Below are 21,131 nucleotides of genomic sequence, written 5' to 3'. Positions count from 1 at the left end.
ATTGTAAGAATTAAACTAAATTATAAAGCCATAATTAAAAACACAATACCAAGATTTAGGGATTTTTTCTATAAAAAAAATGCCCATTCTTTAATAAAAGAATGAGCATTTGAAGAAATATTATTTTTTATTACAAATTAGAAAAAATCACTTTTTTAGTAATTATAGAACCATTTTCTAAAGTTACTTTAACTAATAAAACCTGATCACTAGAGTGTAAATTTGTAATTTGCAACTCTGATGAATTCACTTTGTTTTTGCTGTATACTAATTGACCGCCAACGTTGAAAATAGTAACATCTTTGATCGTTTCTTTAGAACAAGTAATACTAACTGTTTTGTTTTTTACAGAAATCAAAACACTATTTTCAAGATTTTCTATGTCGTCGGTTCCTAATGTTTTATTTGTATAACGTAATACAAAACGATCTGTAAAAGTTCCGATGCCAGTTTTGAAAGTATAATTTGAAGCGCGAAGATCTGTTATTGTTCCTGTTGTTTTATCTTCAAGATAAACCGCTTGTTTGTTAAAAAATCCATCTGCATGATCTATCGAGATGGTAAGCTGAGTTTCAGCGACTGATTTATAGCCAAGAGGGATTCCTTCTGTATTGTCAAAAGGCAGACTTCTCGCTTGGATTGACAGCTTTTGGGCCTCATTGATCGTATAGAAGTCTATGTAAGAGTTACCTGCTAACGTAACAGCATCATAATTGTAATCGAAGCTGTTTGTTGCGCCTTCTGCGTATCCGATCAATATTTGTTTATAGGCATCGTCGGTATTGCTTAGATTTAACCATAAGCGGTTTACTTCAATTGCAGCTTCTTTTGCGGTAGTTTTAAAAAATTGCGAGTTTTCTGCTTTTACACGCTGGCCATTATTAAATTTAATCGAAGTAACTTTTGGTTTTATAAAGAAACCTTGACCTACGCCAATATATCCCGAAGGAGTCTCGCCTCCAGTTGTAGCCCTTGTTGCTCCAAGCAATGTGAATACTGCATAATCTGGACTACTGTATTTGTAGGTATTGCTTCCTTCCGCTTTTTTTGGCAGCGATACATGCGTCCAGAAGTATAGTGCTCCAACATCTCCATTATCGGTAATGAATTTTCGGCCATCGATAGCAGATGGGTAAGGGTTTCCGATCAGAAGATATTTATCTGCTGTGGTTGAAATTGGAATGTCTCCGTTATTAGGTGTTCCAAAGAATTTTCCAGTAAATTCAGCAGGAGTTTCAATGCTAAAAGACTGCGGACCTCTAATGCTATAGCCTATCCCAGGTTTCATTTCCATATTGCCGTAAAGATCTGTTGCCCACTTGAAACTAGAAGACCAATAGGAATATTTGTCAAATAAAGTTTCTGGAGATAAATCTTTCATCATAAAACCATCTTGTTTCGTTGAAGTGATAGGACTTGACCAATATGTCAAATCAAAACGACGAATTGAAGTTGCTCTTTTGTATACAATATCTCCACTGTTTTGTACATTGGTAGTTTGTATTAAGCTTGAGCCACTTTCAAACACCAATTTACCATTACTTGTTACCTTATTTGTGATAGTCAAAGTTACTCCTGATGGGATAATTACATCAGATCCAACTGTAATAGTTAAAGAACACGCGTCTATATTTGGCTTAGCCAGTGAAAAAGGCTGACCATTTGCTAAAGATGAAATCGTAACACTTTTACTTCCATCAGGTTCTCCATTTGTCCATCCTGAAGGTCCCCAATCTGTATTAGAGCTTGTATCTGTTATCGTAACAGTAACTGCACTTGAAACACAACCTGTATCATTATTTGTAACAGTAAAGCTATAGGTGTCTGCTACTAAATCTTGAATAGCTAAAGAAACACCTGGCCCAGAATAACTTTTTGGCAGAGTCGTTGCTCCTGTTTGATTTACAGTCCAGTTTCCTGATAAACCTGCTATTGTTATGCTTCCTAAAGTATTACACGCAGCATCGTTATTTTTTGTAATTGTTGGAGTTGCAGGTAATGGTTTTACCGTGATTGTTCCAGAAAGTGTAACAGTTGCACAATTGCCTTGCAACGCAACAGTATAATTATAAGGGCTTGCAGAACTTACATTTGGGGTTCCGCTAATTCTTAAAACACTTCCTGACCATGCTATATTAAGTCCAGTTGGAAAACCTGAAGTCATAACTACAGATCCTCCAGTAGTCGCATAAGTAATGTCTGTGATTGCTGAGTTAAAACATATAGATTGCGCATCTGTACCTGCTGCTGAAGTTAAGGTAATTGTATTGATCGGATTTACTCTTATTGTTCCTGTAGCCGTTACTGTTCCGCATCCACCATTCAAGGTAACAGTATAAGAATATGGCGTTGCCGAACTTACTGTCGGAGTTCCGCTTATAGTCACTACATTTCCTGACCACCCTCCTGTAACTCCGGCTGGAAGACCTGTTACAGTCGCGCTTGTTGCTCCGGTTGTTGAGTAGGTGATATTTGTAATCGGAGTATTGATGCATGCAGTCTGCGCATCAGTGCCCGCAGCTGAAGTCAGCGATACCGTATTGTTTGGATTTACTCTTATTGTTCCTGTAGCCGTTACTGTTCCGCATCCGCCATTCAAGGTAACTGTATAAGAATATGGCGTTGCCGAACTTACTGTAGGGGCTCCGCTTATAGTTACTACATTCCCTGACCAGCCTCCTGTAACTCCGGCTGGAAGACCTGTCACAGTTGCGCTTGTTGCTCCGGTTGTAGAGTAGGTGATATTTGCAATCGGAGTATTGATGCATGAAGTCTGCCCATTTGTGCCCGTAGCCGAAGTCAGCGATACCGTATTGTTTGGATTTACTCTTATTGTTCCTGTAGCCGTTACTGTTCCGCATCCGCCATTCAAGGTAACTGTATAAGAATATGGCGTTGCCGAACTTACTGTCGGAGTACCGCTTATCGTCACTACATTTCCTGACCAGCCTCCTGTAACTCCGGATGGAAGACCTGTTACAGTCGCGCTTGTTGCTCCGGTTGTTGAGTAGGTGATATTTGTAATCGGAGTATTGATGCATGCAGTCTGCGCATCAGTGCCCGCAGCTGAAGTCAGCGATACCGTATTGTTAGGATTTACAGTTATTGTTCCTGTAGCCGTTACTGTCCCGCATCCGCCATTCAAGGTAACTGTATAAGAATATGGCGTTGCCGAACTTACTGTAGGGGCTCCGCTTATCGTTACAACATTTGCTGCCCAGCTTCCTGTAACTCCCGCTGGAAGTCCTGTCACAGTTGCGCCGGTCGCACCTGTTGTATTATATCTAATGTTTGTAATTGCTGTATTAATACATCTTGTTTGGGCATCTGTACCTGTAGCTGAATTTAGTACCACGGTATTATTTGCATTCATTGTTACCGCTAAATTTCTTGTCGCCGTTCTTCCAGCACATCCATTTGTAGCAGTAACACTTATTGTTCCTCCCGCAGTTCCTGTTGTTACAGTAATACTATTAGTTCCTTGTCCAGATGTTATTGTCCATCCTAATGGTACTGCCCAATTGAAAGATGTGGCGTTCGTTGTCGTAATAGAATAAACCTGTCCTGTAACTGCAGGACATTGACTTGCTGTTCCTGTAATAGTTGTACCTAAAGTAGGATTTGTATTTACACTTGTTATTACTGCAATTGATTCTGTACTATAAGTACAAGATCCTGCATTACTAGCCGTCCCTGTAACATTTCTTCTGTAATAAACTGTTGTTTGCGATGTAGGATTTGTTGCTGGTACTGTATAATTCTCCGATGTCCCATTAGTACCAATATCTGTCCAACTCACATTATCTGGTGATGATTGCCATTGAAACTTAATAGATGGGTTAGTATTTGATCCTTGATAAGTAATGGCTGAACCATCTAAAACTGAATTACTTCCCGCACAACGATAAACAGGACCTGCAGTATTTATACCATTTACAGAATTTATTGTATCATCGGCTGGATAAATACTAAAATCAGTCACATTCGCTTCATCTTTATCATAGTAATCCAATTGCAATTGACTATTTCCATTCAGGTAAACCAATACGTTTGTATATTCTGTTGGACCTTGTTGTACCCATGCATCAAAAACCTTAACACCATCTACAAAAAGTCTTACCCCATCATCTCCCCTTACCGTAACAAAATAGCAACCTTTTGGCAAAGTTGATCTCATTCTATAGCGTACAGCAAATGTCTCGCCATAAAATAATTGTTGCGAACCACTTCCCGTCGCAATAAAAGGAACATTTGGAGTAAGTCCTCCGCCATAATCTTGAGAGAATGAAGTCGTGTTTCCAGTTATAGTATTTGGTTGTAAAAAGTACCCTAAGTAACTACCATTAGTAAAAGCATTTGTATCCGTAAGAGGATTTACTGAAGCTGTATCTGAAAAATCATAAACGTGAGCAATCCATGAATTGTTTCCCTCTGCATTCGCATTAACCTGGTCAACAGTATTATTACCACCTGTATAACTCACGGTAATGGTAGAGTTATTTCCCGCTGTGGAATTACAATTTGTACTATTATTAATTCTTACCAATAATGTTCCAGTGAAGCTAGCAGTCCAGTTAATAGAAACGTTCCCATTATTAGAAGTTGCATCTGCTGTTCCTACACTTGCATTACTTGGATTAAAAAGAGTGATTCGCTTTCTAAAAGATTGATTTGATGTAGCAGTAATTGTATACGTTAACCCCTGAATTACATTAACCCCTACATATCGTCCTACAGGCACGTTATTAAAAGTAACAGCCCCTATATTCCCCGAAACATTATCTCTATTGTAAATTATAGACTGAGTAGTTCCATACTGTGAACCTCCAAAGCCACATTGCCCATAGTTAGTTGAAAACACAAAAAACATTCCAACACAAAGCAAGCCTAAACTTGGTGTACTTAATCTTTTGTAGAAAGATTTAGAAGAAATGAAGAATAAAAACGAGTAAAGTAATTTTCTCATCATATAACAGTAGGTATTTGTTTTAAATTTGTTTTTGGTTGCTTAAAGCAAAAAAGGCATTTCTTTCAAAAAGAACAATGTTCTTTAGATAATTCGCTGAACCCTAAAATGTTAAATTCTGACATCTTAGGCCGAAATTTAAAATGTTAAAATTCCGTACAAAAATATTTAAATTAGCCTAATACACAAGGTTATAATTTATTTCTTTTTATAAAATATTAACAAATTTCAGAATTATTTTATAACAAATCGAGCATAACTGAATTTAAACGTTAAAACGCATGAAAAACCCGACGAACAGCACTTTCACCATCAAAGAAGCTTTACAAAAACTAGAGCACTTTTGTGCTTACCAAGAGCGATGCCATGATGAAGTTGTGGCTAAATTATACAGCCTAAAAATGACTCGAGATGAGATTGATATTGTTGTAGTACAGCTTATTGAAGGAAATTTTCTGAACGAAACTCGCTTCGCTTGCAGCTTCGCAAGAGGCAAACACAGAATTAAGCATTGGGGAAAAATCAGGATCACAAATGAATTAAAAGCAAGAAATATTTCTTCAACCAATATTACCTTGGCTCTGAAAGAAATTTCTTCTGAAGAATATTTTGAAACTTTTGAAAATCTTGCGGAAAGATCTTGGAATTCTATTTCTGAAACCAATCTTCTCAAAAAACGAAAAAAATTTTGCGACTATATGCTTCGCAGAGGTTATGAAAGTAATTTAGTTTACGAAAAAGCAAAAGAATTAGAAGAAAACTAAGTTCATTATTCAGCATTCAAAAAAGAGAATATTTGCAACTTTTCTAAATTATTTAAAATTCTCTACTCCCCTTTTTAACACCTCAAAAGGCACATTCTCTTAAGTTATAAATTATTCCGTTTTTGAAGAATTTATGGCAAATCTGACGTTTTTTAGTCAAAAAACTCAAAAAACAGTCTTTAAAAGCCTCTTATTTTACGAATATTCTTATAATATTTTTCATGATTTTATAAGAATATTTGCCGAACATTAAAATTTTTAATGTAGTTCATCGACTATTTTAACAATTCATCGATTAAATGAGGGTTCCCAAAACCCTATCAAATTGTAGCTCGTAGATGTGTATATCTTTGCGCGGTTCGAAAAGTCTTATGCCAGCATAACAAATTGATAGAAAACATTTAACATGAAAAAAACTTTACTTTTACTTTTGTTTTTATTGCCTTTTTTGGGAGTTTCTCAAGTTAATTTAGTCAAATGGGACGATCCATCTGGTGCTACAACTGCTAATGTTACCCCAGCATACAGTAATGCAGTATCTGCTGAAAATCTAAGCGCAAATGGAATCTCATTTCAGCCTATACAATGGGAAGGTTTTAAAGGAAGTTCTTGGCCATTTTCTTTCAGCATAGATGAAAATAAATACTTTCAGGTTACAGTATCCGCTAAAACTGGATACAAAATAAAACTTGGAGCTTACAATTTCACCTATAAAGGAGATGGTAATTTGTACGTAAAAAGATATCAAGTACGCTATTCTAAAGATGATTTCGCTACTAGCACCTTATTACTAGATGAACCAACTCAAGCTGGCAAAGTAAACAAGTCAATAGATTTATCTAAAATAACTCTTTACGCTGGAGAAAAATTAACGCTTCGTATTTACGGTTACAAATTACAATCGGGTAAAGACGATAACTCGCCTTTATTTTTAATGAATCGTAATACTGCTACAGAAGCAGGAAACACTAGCCCAACAATTACTGGAACAGTTTCTGCTTATGATCCAACTGTTTTAAATGCAAATGATGATCTTGTGACTACACAAGAAAAACGTACTATTTCATTTAATCCGTTGACGAATGATACTAATACCGCTGGTGCAAGTATAACTTTTACGCAACCATCAGCAACCGAAGGAACAGTTAGCAGGAACGGAAACATCTTTACATTTGCTCCTGCAACAAATTTTAAGGGAACATCTACATTTACTTACACGCTAACAAATGGAGCCAGAACTTCTACGGCAACTGTCGTTGTATATGTAACAGATCTAAGTCCAAAATTAATTATTTGGAATGGAATTTTAGCCCAACCAAAAGCAGTTGTAACCGACCCTAACATAACTGGAAATGATATTACTGGAACTGGGTTTGAATTTATTACCAACAGCAACCCAGACTATTTTAACGTTAAAAAATTAGAAAATGGGGGTTCAACAGCATTAACATTGAACAGATATGTTCAAATGAGTATTACACCAAAAACAAATTATAAATTAACGCTTACACAATTCAATTTTATATATAATTCTCCATCCGGATCTGAAGGTGCTTCAATGTTTGAGGTACATTATTCAACTGATCCGACTTTCCCTGGTGGAGGAACAGTCCTTTTGGGACCAACAACAGCAGTAAAAGGGGCCGATACTCCAGTTACTCTAAATTTTCCAACAGGAACAACAGTTTCAAGCAATACGAATCAAACATTTTACATCAGAATATATCCGTACGCTGTTCAAAATTTATATAACGGATATTTTAAAATAAAGCATGATTATGGTGGAGAAGTTGGACCAACTCTTACTGGTATTGTCGAGCCTTCAAACTTAATCACTGCTAATCCAGATACTGCAAATACAAATTCAGCCACCGCTATTAACATTCCAATTTTAGCAAACGATGAAAATTATACTCCATTAGCGTCCATTAATGCTACACAACCAACAACGGGAGGATCTGTTGTAGTTAATGGCACAACAAATGTTACCTTCACACCAACAGCTGGTTTCGTTGGAACAACAACTTTTGAATACACTATCTCAAATGGAACAAATTATTCGACAACAACCGTAACTGTAAACGTTACCGCCCCACCATGTACTCCAACTGGAGATCAAACTTCTTTTGGATCTAATGCTTGGATTGGCTATGTTTATAAAATGGCAAATAATGCTGCCATGCCTCCAAATGTTTCATATCCAGCTTTACCAAGTACTAGCATTGCAACTTACATAGGAAATGTATCTGAAAACAAAAACTTTGATAGAAATATTGGAGGCGGTTCAGTTACAGGTCTAACTTCAAATTTTGCTTGTGATGCTGCTCCTTCTGACCGATTCTTTGTACGATATAAAATGCTTGCTGATATTACCGAAGCTGGCGTATATAGTTTTGATGTTGGAAGCGACGATGGAGTAAGACTTTACATCGATGATGCAGCTGTTCCAGTTATAACAAGATGGAATGGTCACGGTTTTACTATGGATTACGCTACACAAAATCTAACTGTAGGCCAACATAAATTTGTTCTAGAGTATTATGAAGACGGCGGAGACTCAAGAGTTTCTTTTTTCATTGGCATACAAAAAGGAAATCCTACTGAATATGGAGACAAAGTATGGAACGTTTATGGTTATGTTAACAACGATATAACCTTACAAAATGTTAGATATGCAGGTTATTATGTTGATCCTCATTTAAATCCTGATTCAACAAATTATTGGCCAAAAGACAAATCACCTTCGTCTGCAACCATTTGGCAAGGTTCTCAAGTACCAGACAACAATTTTACTGTGGTTTACAAACGTAAAGGTTTCGATTGTGGATTATATCAGTTAAAACATATGAATCATGATGATGCAATTCAGCTTTATATCGATGATAAATTAATCTTTTCTAAAGATGGATGGGACAATGCTACTTATTTAATTAACGGAGGAGACCTTTACCCTTTAAACAGTGAGTCTAGAGTAGAAATACGTCTAAGAGAAGATGGTGGTGATGCCAATCTTGGAATTAATTTTACAAAAACGGATATTATATACAATGGAACTGGCACTATTCCGAATGGTAGCTCTTTAGTGATAAGTGCAAATACAGAACTAAAGTCAGATATTACAGTTTGTTCTTGTACCATAAATCCGAATATCACATTAACAGTTCCAAAAGATGTTACTTTAACTGTTGATGAAAATGTAAACGTTGGTACAGGAGGAAAACTTTTAATTTTAGACGGAGGATCATTTCTTCAAACTTCTACAAGTAAAAATATGTTTACAGGAAGCAATACTGCTTTTCAAATAGAAAGAACAACCAAAATTCGCCGTTTTGACTTGACATATTGGTCAAGTCCTATCACTTCAACAAAACAAGATGGTTTTATGATGAAAGATTTATCTCCAGAAACTTTATTTGACAAATATTCCTATTGGTCTTCTAGTTTCAAGTGGGCAACAGATCTTTACGGCAATATGGAAATGAAACCTGGGATAGGCTATAGCATTAGAGGTCCGCAGTCTTTTAGCATTGAAACTCCTGCTGAATTTACTGGAAAATTCTTTGGAACACCTAATAACGGAGACATTCCAATTTCAACCACAGCAGATAAATATCTTCTGATCGGAAACCCTTACCCATCTGCTATCGATGGCCGAAAATTCATTACCGATAATGGAGATGTTGGAGCACTATACTTCTGGACGCATGTATCGCTGCCAAAAAAAGCGGAAGGAAGCAATACCTACAAATACAGTAGTCCAGATTATGCAGTATTCACATTGCTTGGAGCAACAAGGGCTACAACTGGAGGCGAGACTCCTTCGGGATATATTGGCGTAGGGCAAGGTTTCTTTATAAAACCAAAAGTTACTTCAGTTAAATTTAATAATGGCCAGCGTATAAAAGCGCAGAACTCACAATTTTTTAAAACTACATCAAAGGAATCCGAAATTGAAGTAAACCGCTTATGGTTAAATCTAAGCAATACCGACGATGCCTATAAACAAATATTGATTGGATACGCAGAAGGCGCAACGAACAGCTTCGATTACAATTATGATGCTGTTACGTTAGCAGGAAACACTTACGTAGACTTCTATACTATCAATGAGGCTCAAAAGCTGTCTATCCAAGCGAGAAGTTTGCCTTTTGACAATACAGAAAGAATTCCTCTTGGCTATAAATCAGTCGCTGAAACTCAGCTTACAATCTCGATAGATCACGCAGATGGATTTTTTAACAAACAAGCGGTTTATCTAGAAGATAAAACAACAGGAACAATAACAGATCTTCGCGCTTCAAATTATACTTTCAAAACTGGCATCGGAACTTTTACAGATCGTTTTGTATTACGTTATACCAATAAAACATTAGGCACAGATGATTTTGAAAATGTAGAAAATGGAGTTTTAGTTTCGATAAAATCAAAAGTAATCAATGCAGTTAGCGGAACTGAAAACATTAAAGAAGTGCAAATCTATACTATAGGCGGACAATTGCTTTACAACAAAAGTAAAATAGATGCAAAAGAATTAGAGATTACAAATTTACATTCTAGCAATCAGGTTTTACTAGTAAAAGTAATGCTAGAAAATGGTCATGTAGTCACGAAGAAAATTATATTCAATTAAAAAACAAGAAACCCATCATTACTGATGGGTTTCTTGTTTTTATTCTTCTTTCAACTCGTCAATTACTTTTTTAATCTCTTTGGCGTATTTTCCATAAAACTTTTGGACCCACCATTCTAAAGAAATTCCCATAGAAAGCACCGTAAAAACAATGATAGCAAAAAAACCAAATAATTGTCCGTTAGTAAATTCGTGATTTAATAAACCTGATTTTTCAGAAAGACCATAAAAATAAAAGCCCAGTAAGTACACAACGATAAAAGGAGTTAGCGAGAAGCCAAATGTTTTGTACAATTCCATATTCAGTCTAATATCAAAATACGTCTCATACAAACTATCTTTTGTTTTTAATGTTGTTGCATTCAATCTTTTAAAAAAGAAATATAATTTTACTAAATAATAAACGCAAACAGCCAAAAACAAGCTATAGATTAAATAGTATAAAAAAATCATCTGTTCATTAAAGTGACAAATTATCGGAATTGCTCCCATAAAAATTATGGATACAATTTGATAGACAAATTCATTTTTTAGATTTGTTCTGATTTTGTCTAAGGGCGTATTAGCAGATTGAATCTTTTCTAAGTTTGATGGCAGAACAACATTTTCAGGTTTTTCGTTATTCCATGCATTTTGTATGTCGTTAAAATCCATATCCTTGTTTTTTAATAATTTCTTTTAATTTTTCTTTGGCTCTATTCAATTTCACTCTAGCATTTCCTTCAGATATTCCTAGATTCTCTCCTATTTCTTTATGAGAGAAACCTTCCAGTTGATAGAAAATGATAGCTTTATCTATTTTTTCGAGTTTCTGTACTGCTTTGTAAAAATGATCCAACTGACTTTCTTTTATATGAGAATCTCCTTCATCATCTTTTACATTTTCTGAAGCGATTTCATACCTGTCTACCTTCCGTTTTTCTTTCTTCAAAAAGACAATTGCTGTATTTACTGCTACTCTGTACATCCATGTCGAAAACTGGCTTTCATTCCGAAAAGATTCATATGATTTCCAGAGTTGACACACAATCTCCTGAAACAAATCCTGCTGATCATCAGAATTATCCATATACATCTTAGAAACTTTATACAAAATTCCTTTATGGCTTTCTATTCGATTTAAAAACTCTTGTTCCTTCTCTTTCAAAACAGATTTAGTTCATTACAGGTTTTACAGTATATCCTTCTTTTCTCAATAAATTAATAACTCCATACTCACCTCCTAAATGCGCTGCACCAACAGCAATAAAAACACCATTTTGCTTTAATAACTCCGGCATTTGTTTTACCCAGTTTAAATTTCTATTATCAAGAATCTGCTTTTTAGTTTTTTCACTTGTAAATCGTTTATCTGTACTAAATGCATACATCGCTTCAATGTTTTCTTTCTTGTAGGCATCTACTAATTCAATTGTTTCTTCAGGAGTTGATTCTTCTAAAAGCGCCAGCATTTCATCATTAGAATAAGCATTTTCAAGAATTTCGAATTGAGACTTGACAGATTCTAATCCCGAAATAGAAACATTCCTTTTTTTGGCTGCATCTGAAAACTCCATTTCATAAAACTTCAAATCTGTACAACCAAAACTTTTCATAGAAATCAGACTCAAAACCGTCACAAGATCAAAACTGTCTACTTGCTGTACCGACATTCCAGTGCTCTTTTTTAAAATAGAATCTAATTTTGCAAGTTGTTCTGGTGTTAGCTTTTTACTCAAAGGTTCTTTTCCCATTGCCAATTGCTGCATTTGACTCATTTCGTTCGGATCTGTAAAGTTGATTTCTAAAAACAATTTGTCCGATTTCTCAAAAGCATTTTTGGCTTTTTCAGATAAAAAATAATCTTTTGAACAGATCATATGAATTGTTCCGAATAAATAAGAAGACTTCTGAAGCCCTTTTCCTGAAACCTCCCAAAGAAGAGAACTTTCCAGTTTTGAAGTTTTGTTTTGAGCCGAAATGTTATTACAAACAATAAAGAAGAATATAAAAGCTACTATAAATTGAAATCTGGTTTTCATGATTTAATATCGTTTATTTGATTACAGCTTGTAAGTAATCGAATAAACGAAACGTTACAAAAAACTTTACTCTTTTTTCAAATTTTAGTCTTGGAAAATCAGAATCTAAAAAACAAAATCTCTAACTAATTCCAAAACCTGATTAATTTCTTCCTGCGAATTATAACTGTGAATACAAAAACGAAGACGTTCCTGATTTTCTGGAACAATTGGCGAAACAATTGCCTGCACATCGAATCCTTTATTCTGAAGTTCTTCTGCCAATTTTTTGACATTTTCATTTCCTGGAACAATTGCAGAATGAATTGGAGATTTACTGTGAACGAACATTGGTCTTAAACCCAACAAATTTTTCTGCTGATTAAAAAATACAATATTCTGGCGAAGCTTTTCAATAGTCTCTTTTTCGATTTCCAACTGCTGATAAGCCATAAAAATTGTTGCCACAGCATGAGGCGACAAAGCCGTCGTAAAAATAAAACTGTGTGCAAAATTGATTAAATATTCTCTAAGGTCAACACTTCCTAAAATTGCTGCTCCTTCACACCCTAAACCTTTTCCAAAAGTTACGATTCGGGCAAAAAATTTATCGTGCAGTTTCAGATACTGAGTCAGTCCCTCCCCTTTTTCTCCAAAAACGCCCAAAGCGTGCGCTTCATCAACAATTAAATAACAATTGTATTTTTCTGAAAGCTGTATCAACTCTTCTAAATTCGGACTATCTCCATCCATAGAAAACACAGTTTCGGTTGCAATATAAATTGTGGCACCTGGAAATTTAAGAATGTTTTTTTCTAAATCTTCAAAATCATTGTGAATATAATGATGCGAATTTGCTCGAGACATCGCAATACCATCCTTTATAGAAGCGTGACATAATTCATCATACAAAACAACATCGTTTTCTTGCGGTACAGCGCTAAAAAATCCTAAATTGGCATTGTATCCCGAATTGAAAATTAAAGCCGCTTCTGCTTCATGAAATTGAGCTATAAAACTTTCTGCAATTGGATAAAGAGAATGGTTTCCTGAAGTTAATCTAGAACCTGTAGCTCCATTTTGAAAAATCTCATTTTCTAGCAAATAAGCATGAGTGTGTTTGAATAAAGTTTCCGATTTAGAAAATCCGATATAATCATTAGAAGAAAAATCAATGAGATTATTAAACACAGGAAGTTTTCTAAACTGATTTTCCTGTCTAAAATTTTCTAATTTACGATTAAGATTTTCTGGCGGCTTCATAAAATCAAAGTTAGGCAATTCATTTTAGAATTAACAAAACAGCGGATTATATGAAATCCGCTGCTTTACTAAATTAAATGGCACTAATAAAAGGCGATTGCCTACTATAATTTGACTCGATCATTTCTTTTACCATAAACTTTGAAATATCTAAAGCCGAAATTTTTTCGCTCAAACAATCTTCAATATTTACAGCGATTTCAGAACTGTCAGTAGAAAAAACAATGAAAGGAACACGAACCTGTGTCCAATCTATTTTACTATCAACCAAAAGATCATAGGTTAATTGTCGGTCTTTTTGGATTTCAGGAAAATTCGTTTTCATCCAATCGGTTGCCATAATTGTCTTTGGGCTCTTCTTATCAAATGGAGTATCGATATTTAACCCCGCCAATAAAACATATCTCTCAATACCGTTACGTTTCATGGCATTCAAAACATTCTTTGTTGCCTGACTGGCAACCATAGGCTCACCTGGCCGTTGACCAATAGTACTGACCACTGCTTGACAATCTTTAAGCAATAAGTTTATTGATTCTTCATTAATAGCATCACCTTTAATGATTTCTATTTTTGAGTTTTGAATGGTAAAATCGTCCGGATTTCTCAATAGAAGTTTTACGCTAAATCCGTTTTCTAATAACTGGTTTACAAGATATTTTCCAGTTCTTCCGCCGCCGCCAAGAACAGCAACTTTTGATATATTTTTCATATATATTCTTTATAAAATTTGACATAAAAAATGTTGCTTCATTGTCCAATCATAAAGCAAAACTGTAAAAGCTTACTGAGCTTTTACTATTGGTCGAATATTTTATAAAGAGATTTTAATAGTTCAAAAGTAATAAAATAAAAAATGCCAGACAATACTGTCTGGCTTTTCTGCTTATTTTGAAATTGTCTTAGTCAACTAAAACAATTATCTTATTGTTTTTCATTTCGATTGTTCCTGACTTAATCTCTAAAGTATAAGTTTGGTCATTAACTCTCGTAAATTTATCAGCAGCCTCTTTAGAAAAATTGAAGCTTGGAGCTGCAATTTTAATTGTTCCCTCTTCTAAGATAGAAACAATTGGCGCGTGATGATTTAAAATCTGAAAACTTCCATTAACTCCTGGTAAAGTAACCGATGTTACCTCTCCTGAAAATAATTTCGCTTCTGGTGATACTATTTCTAAAATCATAACTGTTTTTTAAAATTCCAAATTATAAAATTCCAAATCCCAATCTTGGAATTTGGAATTTTTATTTTTTTGATTTTATCAAGCTCTGCTTGATTATTATGCTTCAGCTAACATTTTCTCTCCAGCCTCGATTGCATCTTGAATAGAACCTTTCAAGTTGAAAGCTGCTTCTGGAAGGTGATCTAACTCACCATCAATGATCATGTTAAATCCTTTAATAGTATCTTTAATATCAACTAATACACCTGGGATACCTGTAAATTGCTCTGCTACGTGGAATGGCTGAGACAAGAAACGTTGTACACGACGTGCTCTAGATACAGAAAGTTTATCCTCTTCAGATAACTCTTCCATACCAAGGATCGCAATGATATCTTGTAATTGTTTGTATTTTTGAAGAATTTCTTTAACTCTTTGTGCACAGTCATAGTGCTCGTTTCCTAAAATTTGAGGAGTTAAGATTCTAGAAGTAGAATCTAACGGGTCAACCGCAGGGTAGATACCTAACTCAGCAATTTTACGTGACAATACCGTTGTTGCATCTAAGTGGGCGAAAGTTGTAGCTGGCGCCGGGTCAGTTAAGTCATCCGCAGGAACGTAAACCGCTTGTACAGATGTAATAGATCCTTTGTTTGTAGATGTAATACGCTCTTGCATAGCACCCATCTCTGTTGCCAAAGTTGGTTGGTAACCTACCGCAGATGGCATACGACCTAAAAGTGCCGATACCTCAGAACCTGCTTGAGTAAAACGGAAGATATTATCAACGAAGAATAATACATCTTTACCTTGGTCAGATCCAGCTCCATCACGGAAATACTCAGCGATAGATAATCCTGAAAGTGCCACACGTGCACGAGCTCCAGGTGGCTCATTCATTTGTCCGAAAACGAAAGTAGCTTTAGACTCTCTCATTCCTGGCATATCTACTTTAGATAAATCCCATCCTCCATTTTCCATAGAGTGCATGAAATCATCACCGTATTTAATAATTCCTGACTCTAACATCTCACGAAGCAAGTCATTTCCTTCACGTGTTCTTTCACCTACTCCAGCGAATACAGAAAGTCCACCGTGACCTTTTGCTATATTGTTGATCAACTCCTGAATCAATACTGTTTTACCAACACCAGCACCACCGAACAATCCAATTTTACCTCCTTTTGCGTAAGGCTCGATCAAATCGATTACTTTGATACCTGTAAATAAAACTTCAGATGAAGTTGATAAATCTTCAAATTTTGGTGCAGGTCTGTGAATTGGCAGACCGTTTTCTCCAGTTTTAGGCAAATCACCTAAACCGTCAATGGCATCTCCAACAACATTAAATAATCTTCCATATACGTCTGGACCGATTGGCATTTGGATTGGATTTCCAGTTCCAACTACTTCATATCCTCTGCTTAAACCATCTGTTGAATCCATAGAAATGGTACGAACAGTGTTTTCACCAATATGAGATTGTACTTCTAGAACTAAGATAGTTCCGTCTTTTTTAGTGACTTCTAGTGAATCATAAATTTTTGGAAGTTCAACATCCTTACCGTTGAAAACTACGTCAACTACTGGTCCAATGATTTGAGCAACTTTTCCTATTACTTTTGACATTACTTATGTATTTATTAAATAGCTATTTAGGTTTATCGAAAATACCTCTTTTTTCAGAGCGCAAAGATAATTTTTTAAAATATAAAATCAATTTTTTTTTCATAAAAAATAGCATGATTTTGTTTGATTCATAAAACTTGGCTAAAAAATAACAAAAACAGCATTTTTTTATTAAATGAAAAAAACCGCTTCATTGGTAAAAATGAGCGGTTTTAAGGTTAAAAATAGTTATACATTATAATGTAGCCGGAAATAAAACTTGATAATTACCAATATCTACACCTTTTAAGTTAGAACCATATTTAGCATTAATCGCTTGTATAAATTTATTAGCAATAAAAGCATATCCTCTTGGAGATGGATGAACACCATCTAAAGAAAACATACCGCCAGTAACAAATGTAGCTTTTAATGTAAAGCTGTTCATTGTAACTCCACTTGGTTTGTTTAAATCATCCATGATTGTTTTAGCATCAACCATTGCCAAGCCGTTTGCTTCAGCCGCTGCTTTAATTACAGAATTATATGCTGTAGTAGCCGCTTCAATCTCTGCCACTTCAGAAGGCAATAAAACATATCTGTCTGGTAACGGAAAAGTAATTCCTAATTGAGACAGTGAAGCCGAAGGGGAAGCAATTCCATCAGCTGCTACCGTTGGCACTTTTCCAATTCTTGACGAAGCTCCTAAAACAATTAAATCTGTAGGAAGCGCTTGTCTTGCTCTTCCAAAAATCATTCCCATTGCCGTAGCAGTATTAACATCTAATCCACCACCCATTAGCACTGCTTTTAAATTGGCCGACAAATCTGGTAACGTTTCATCTACTATTAGCAACGGATTATTCCCTGTTGCAGATAAAAGTTTAATCCTATCCCCTTGCCCTAAAAATTTCAATGCATTACTCAATGGCCCATACAATTGTGCATTTAAAGTACCAACCATACTCGCTCCTCCAACTGTTAAATTAGCCTGAGTAAGCTGATTGTATGTTATCACATGAAAATGAGGAAGTGTGGTAATATTTGGCAAATTAGCAATCACTCCTTTTCTTCCGCCCGCAACAAGCTGAGCCACTAAGCCTTTATAAGCCGCCTCAAAAGTCGCAGGAGGCGTTAACGGATTTACTGTTGGATCTCCACCTGCAGTAGCATATCCTAACTCATCATTCCCTCCAATCCATAAAGAAAAGAAAGTAGGGTTTTGACTTAAAGCATCGGCCAAAACAGTTGTTGTAGCGCTAGATGCAAAACGAGCAAAATAAGGATTTGCCGTTCCTGCAGCAACACCTGCAACATTACCATAACCAGGAGCAAGCAAATGGAAGCTTTTTGCCCCAGGGACTCCTAAATTATTAAATGTTCCTGACAAATGAGCCGTAACCTCAGTTGTTGGCGCTCCCGTAACCGGCACAGGTGCTCCATTAAAATACAAACGCGGACCAGCAACAACATTTCCTCCTAAAAGCAAACCGCCGATATTATCATTTGCAAAAGGCGTTTTGAATTCGCCACCGCCCACTAGAGCGAATTGCTGCGCTAAAATATTCGGATAGGCTCCCTCTTGACCTTTAATAAACAAAGCATTATCACTAAATCCTGCCGCAAAAGAATCTCCTAAAGCAACATATTTGGCAAAATCAGCACTTCCAGAAGTCAAAGGCTTACCATCAGACGACTCTACTGGAGGAGTCACATCATCATCACTATTACAAGCCATAAAGGTTAACGAAACCAATAAAAGCCATTTGAAATTTTTTATCATAATTTGTAATTTTTTATAATTATCTGTTTCCAAATCTGCATCGAGAAACATAAATAATGAATTTGAATAAGAGTTAATAATCAATTACGGATTAATAGTCCAAGAAGCAAAATACTGCTGTCCGATTAATCCAGCTCCAATTACTTGATAGTATTCTTTACCGCCAATATTAGCAGCTCCTAATTTTACTACCGATTTCAATTTCGGAATTCCATAATTAATCTGAGCATCAATTACAGTTGCCTCTTTAATTATACCATCAGCAAAACCAGCCTGCCATAAATATTCACTATTCCATCTTCCGCTAACATTAAATCCGAAATTCTTAAACAGCTTATCATTTCCAATTGACATTTTAATTCTATGTTTTGGCGTATTAAATCCAGGCTCAAAACTTGGATCTTTTGCTTGATCAAAATCAAACTGAGCATAGTTGTAGTTCACTCCCAACTCAAAGTTTGAAATAATTTTTCTAGAAAGTCCAACTCCAAATCCTAATGAATTTATTTCTACATCTGAATTTGTATACAATTGATACGTTCTATATTCTCCATTTTGAAGCGCTCTAATTGACTGAACTCCTGGATCAGAAGTTCCTGCAGCAATGTTAGGCTTATCTTGAGCAGTTCCGTAGAAAGGAGAAACCACATTTAAATTACCAATAAAATTGTTGTAGATATTGTAGTATCCATTAATATCTATTGATGTACCTTCAAAAACAGAACGGTATCCTAACTCAAAAGCTTTTACTTCTTCTGGCTTAACATAATTAGCTCTAGATTTTTTCAACAGCGCAGCAGCACCTACTGGATCTGTTCCTGCCATTGCAGAAAATGCAGTTACCGAACTTGCTATATAAGAGTTCCCATAAGCATCATTACCATTCATAACTTTTGTTGGACTTCCAGTATAAAGCTGGCCTTCTGCACTTAAATTGAATGTTTCGTTAAATCTAGTTAAGTTATCAGGAGCAGAACCCAACAATACTGCATTTCCGATATTAAATCCTATGTATTGATCTTGAGTTGTTGGATTTCTAAAACCTGTTTGGAAAGATCCTCTGAAATTATGATTTCTTTTTTCACCTGCAGAGTACACAAGAGATAAACGCGGAGAGAAATTGCCATCAAAGTTTTTAGATTTATCATAACGAATAGACCCTGTGAACTTCAATCTGTCGTCCATAAATTTTTTCATCAATTGTGCATATGCACCATATTCATTGTAATTTATCTGACTATTAGCATCTGTGTAAATTCTTCCATGAGAATTTAACTCATATGCTCTAAAAGAACCTCCAACTTGAATTTCAGCAAATTTTATTACATCTCTAAAATTATAATTTGCATCTGAGTGATACATTTTTGAATTATCAACCAATCTTGATCCAGTTAAAACATCCGGATCATTTATAACCTGATTAAATGCATTATTAAACTCAGGTGTTCCTGGTAAAAAACGACCTGTATCTGCTGTAGATCTAGCCGCCGCATGCGCTTGCTGCGGATTCATTCCTGCCAAAGTCCCTTGTATGAAAGCCCCAGCATATTGACCAAACCAAGTATTATCGTCTTTCCATTTTCTATTTACATTAATACCGGTAAAAATCATATCATAAGAATTTCCTCCATCCTCACCAGTCATATAACCTCTTACAAAAAAGTTTTTTCCTTTGAGCTCTAATTTATTCTGATACATAAAAAAGTTATTCAGATAATACCTGTTTGCCCCTTGATAAACAGCATTTCCAGTACCAATTTTACTCTGCCAGACAACTTCCAATCTTTCATCTCCAAAAGGTCTTGCATGCAAAGAGAAATCAACTTTCATATTCGCCGCTTTATTATCTGTCAAATCAATTTCATTATACCCTGTTCTACTAACCATAGAATTTGGCAAAAGATTAGATGCCCCTGCCGGAATCAAACCCATTGCTTCCAACTTCTGACCGACACCCTTAATATTTGTAGCCGCTTCATCTCCATAAACGTTAATTCCATCATAGCTAGGGTTCGTTCTATCAACACCTGCCCTAGTCTTGTCATTATAATTTGTAGCATACCAATCAGTAGCCTGCATGTAAGTAATGTTTGCTTTAGCAGCAATGTATTTATTAAAGGCACGAGCAAATCGAACACCAAAATCATAATAGCCATTTGTACCAGCAGCTTCTTGAGAAGTTACCCCATACTTTAAATAAGCCGAAACTCCCTGATCTACAAACGGGCTTTTACTAGTCATAAACAAAATCCCATTAAAAGCATTAGCCCCATACAGAGCAGATGATGCCCCCGGAAGCAATTCCACACTTTGAACATCGATTTCCGAAACCCCAATCATGTTTCCTAAAACAAAATTCAATAACGGAGACGAATTATCCATTCCATCTACTAGCTGCATAAAACGAGTATTCGCTACAGTAGCAAACCCTCTAGTGTTTATAGACTTGAACGACATACTACTTGTGTTCATCTGGACTTCTTTCATATTTTCTAAACCATCATAAAAAGAAGGAGAAGCTGTTTTTTTGATTTCCTGAACCCCCATTCTCTCAATGGTTACAGGCGACTCCAGAACTCTTTCTGGCGTTCTTGATGCAGAAACTACAATTTCATCCAATTTTGTTTCTTCATCTTTTAAAATCACATTTACTTTTTGATTTGCAGCTGTTACGTTTATCGTTTTAGTCTCAAATCCTACCGCCGTAACTTTTATAGAAAAAGGCAGTTTAGCATTAGTAGTCAATTTAAACGATCCATCGAAATCAGTAGAAGCACCACTATTTTCTCCGACAACAACAACATTAGCACCAGGAATAGATTGCTTATTAGCATCTGTAACCGAACCAGTAATTGTATTCTGCGCAAAGGACACTCCGCTGAATAACAACATAATTAGCAAGTAGACTCTCATTTTGGGTTAGTTTTTCGTTAGTATATATAGCCAAAATAAGA

The 21,131-nt window shown here is 35.5% G+C and carries 12 protein-coding genes; 2 read left to right on the top strand and 10 right to left on the bottom strand.

What is annotated here, in order from left to right; translation table 11 throughout:
- Positions 1–130 precede the first annotated feature (130 nt).
- On the bottom strand, positions 131–4,969 hold the full coding sequence (locus tag NCC77_RS06280; RefSeq protein ID WP_250834823.1) for a DUF8693 domain-containing protein: 4,839 nt from the start codon (positions 4,967–4,969) through the stop codon (positions 131–133).
- A gap of 278 nt (positions 4,970–5,247) precedes the next feature.
- Here NCC77_RS06280 and NCC77_RS06275 point away from each other — a divergent pair, with 278 nt between their 5' ends.
- Positions 5,248–5,730 (top strand): regulatory protein RecX, encoded by a 483-nt coding sequence (locus NCC77_RS06275; RefSeq protein ID WP_250834822.1) that lies wholly within the window; start codon positions 5,248–5,250, stop codon positions 5,728–5,730.
- Positions 5,731–6,136: 406 nt separating this feature from the next.
- Positions 6,137–10,360, top strand: coding sequence for a DUF8693 domain-containing protein (locus NCC77_RS06270; protein ID WP_250834821.1), 4,224 nt, complete (start codon positions 6,137–6,139; stop codon positions 10,358–10,360).
- Between the two features lie 39 nt (positions 10,361–10,399).
- Here the strand turns inward: NCC77_RS06270 and NCC77_RS06265 are convergent, their stop codons facing one another.
- From NCC77_RS06265 to NCC77_RS06225, 9 genes are all read right to left on the bottom strand, one after another.
- Complete coding sequence (locus NCC77_RS06265) at positions 10,400–11,014, bottom strand: hypothetical protein (protein ID WP_250834820.1); 615 nt, start codon at positions 11,012–11,014, stop codon at positions 10,400–10,402.
- A complete protein-coding gene (locus tag NCC77_RS06260) occupies positions 11,004–11,507 on the bottom strand; it encodes an RNA polymerase sigma factor (protein ID WP_250834819.1) in 504 nt (167 codons plus the stop codon). Before NCC77_RS06260 ends, NCC77_RS06265 begins: the two co-directional genes overlap by 11 nt.
- A 7-nt stretch (positions 11,508–11,514) precedes the next feature.
- Complete coding sequence (locus tag NCC77_RS06255) at positions 11,515–12,381, bottom strand: TraB/GumN family protein (RefSeq protein ID WP_250834818.1); 867 nt, start codon at positions 12,379–12,381, stop codon at positions 11,515–11,517.
- A 105-nt stretch (positions 12,382–12,486) separates the two neighbouring features.
- A complete protein-coding gene (locus NCC77_RS06250) occupies positions 12,487–13,623 on the bottom strand; it encodes an aminotransferase class I/II-fold pyridoxal phosphate-dependent enzyme (RefSeq protein ID WP_250834817.1) in 1,137 nt (378 codons plus the stop codon).
- A gap of 73 nt (positions 13,624–13,696) precedes the next feature.
- The gene (locus NCC77_RS06245) at positions 13,697–14,335 is read right to left on the bottom strand and encodes an NAD(P)-dependent oxidoreductase (RefSeq protein ID WP_250834816.1); all 639 of its coding nucleotides are present in this window, start codon (positions 14,333–14,335) and stop codon (positions 13,697–13,699) included.
- A 190-nt stretch (positions 14,336–14,525) separates the two neighbouring features.
- Positions 14,526–14,807, bottom strand: coding sequence for a FoF1 ATP synthase subunit delta/epsilon (locus NCC77_RS06240; protein WP_095928500.1), 282 nt, complete (start codon positions 14,805–14,807; stop codon positions 14,526–14,528).
- Positions 14,808–14,903: 96 nt separating this feature from the next.
- Positions 14,904–16,415: a F0F1 ATP synthase subunit beta gene (atpD, locus tag NCC77_RS06235; RefSeq protein ID WP_250834815.1), complete on the bottom strand. Its 1,512-nt coding sequence runs from the start codon at positions 16,413–16,415 to the stop codon at positions 14,904–14,906.
- A 235-nt stretch (positions 16,416–16,650) separates the two neighbouring features.
- On the bottom strand, positions 16,651–18,177 hold the full coding sequence (locus tag NCC77_RS06230; protein WP_250834814.1) for an SGNH/GDSL hydrolase family protein: 1,527 nt from the start codon (positions 18,175–18,177) through the stop codon (positions 16,651–16,653).
- Between the two features lie 84 nt (positions 18,178–18,261).
- Positions 18,262–21,090, bottom strand: a complete 2,829-nt coding sequence (locus tag NCC77_RS06225; RefSeq protein ID WP_250834813.1) for a TonB-dependent receptor — start codon at positions 21,088–21,090, stop codon at positions 18,262–18,264.
- Positions 21,091–21,131: the final 41 nt, after the last annotated feature.

The sequence above is a fragment of the Flavobacterium tyrosinilyticum genome (assembly GCF_023656565.1).
Lineage (GTDB): Bacteria > Bacteroidota > Bacteroidia > Flavobacteriales > Flavobacteriaceae > Flavobacterium > Flavobacterium tyrosinilyticum.
The sequence above is the reverse complement of the archived record's forward strand: the minus strand, read 5'-3'. Positions and strand labels throughout refer to the sequence as shown.

Coding starts and splice junctions, on each gene's coding strand:
- NCC77_RS06280 (WP_250834823.1), bottom strand. CDS start 4,969: ATGATGAGAAAATTACTTTACTCGTTTTTATTCTTCATTTCTTCTAAA.
- NCC77_RS06275 (WP_250834822.1), top strand. CDS start 5,248: ATGAAAAACCCGACGAACAGCACTTTCACCATCAAAGAAGCTTTACAA.
- NCC77_RS06270 (WP_250834821.1), top strand. CDS start 6,137: ATGAAAAAAACTTTACTTTTACTTTTGTTTTTATTGCCTTTTTTGGGA.
- NCC77_RS06265 (WP_250834820.1), bottom strand. CDS start 11,014: ATGGATTTTAACGACATACAAAATGCATGGAATAACGAAAAACCTGAA.
- NCC77_RS06255 (WP_250834818.1), bottom strand. CDS start 12,381: ATGAAAACCAGATTTCAATTTATAGTAGCTTTTATATTCTTCTTTATT.
- NCC77_RS06250 (WP_250834817.1), bottom strand. CDS start 13,623: ATGAAGCCGCCAGAAAATCTTAATCGTAAATTAGAAAATTTTAGACAG.
- NCC77_RS06245 (WP_250834816.1), bottom strand. CDS start 14,335: ATGAAAAATATATCAAAAGTTGCTGTTCTTGGCGGCGGCGGAAGAACT.
- NCC77_RS06240 (WP_095928500.1), bottom strand. CDS start 14,807: ATGATTTTAGAAATAGTATCACCAGAAGCGAAATTATTTTCAGGAGAG.
- atpD (WP_250834815.1), bottom strand. CDS start 16,415: ATGTCAAAAGTAATAGGAAAAGTTGCTCAAATCATTGGACCAGTAGTT.
- NCC77_RS06230 (WP_250834814.1), bottom strand. CDS start 18,177: ATGATAAAAAATTTCAAATGGCTTTTATTGGTTTCGTTAACCTTTATG.
- NCC77_RS06225 (WP_250834813.1), bottom strand. CDS start 21,090: ATGAGAGTCTACTTGCTAATTATGTTGTTATTCAGCGGAGTGTCCTTT.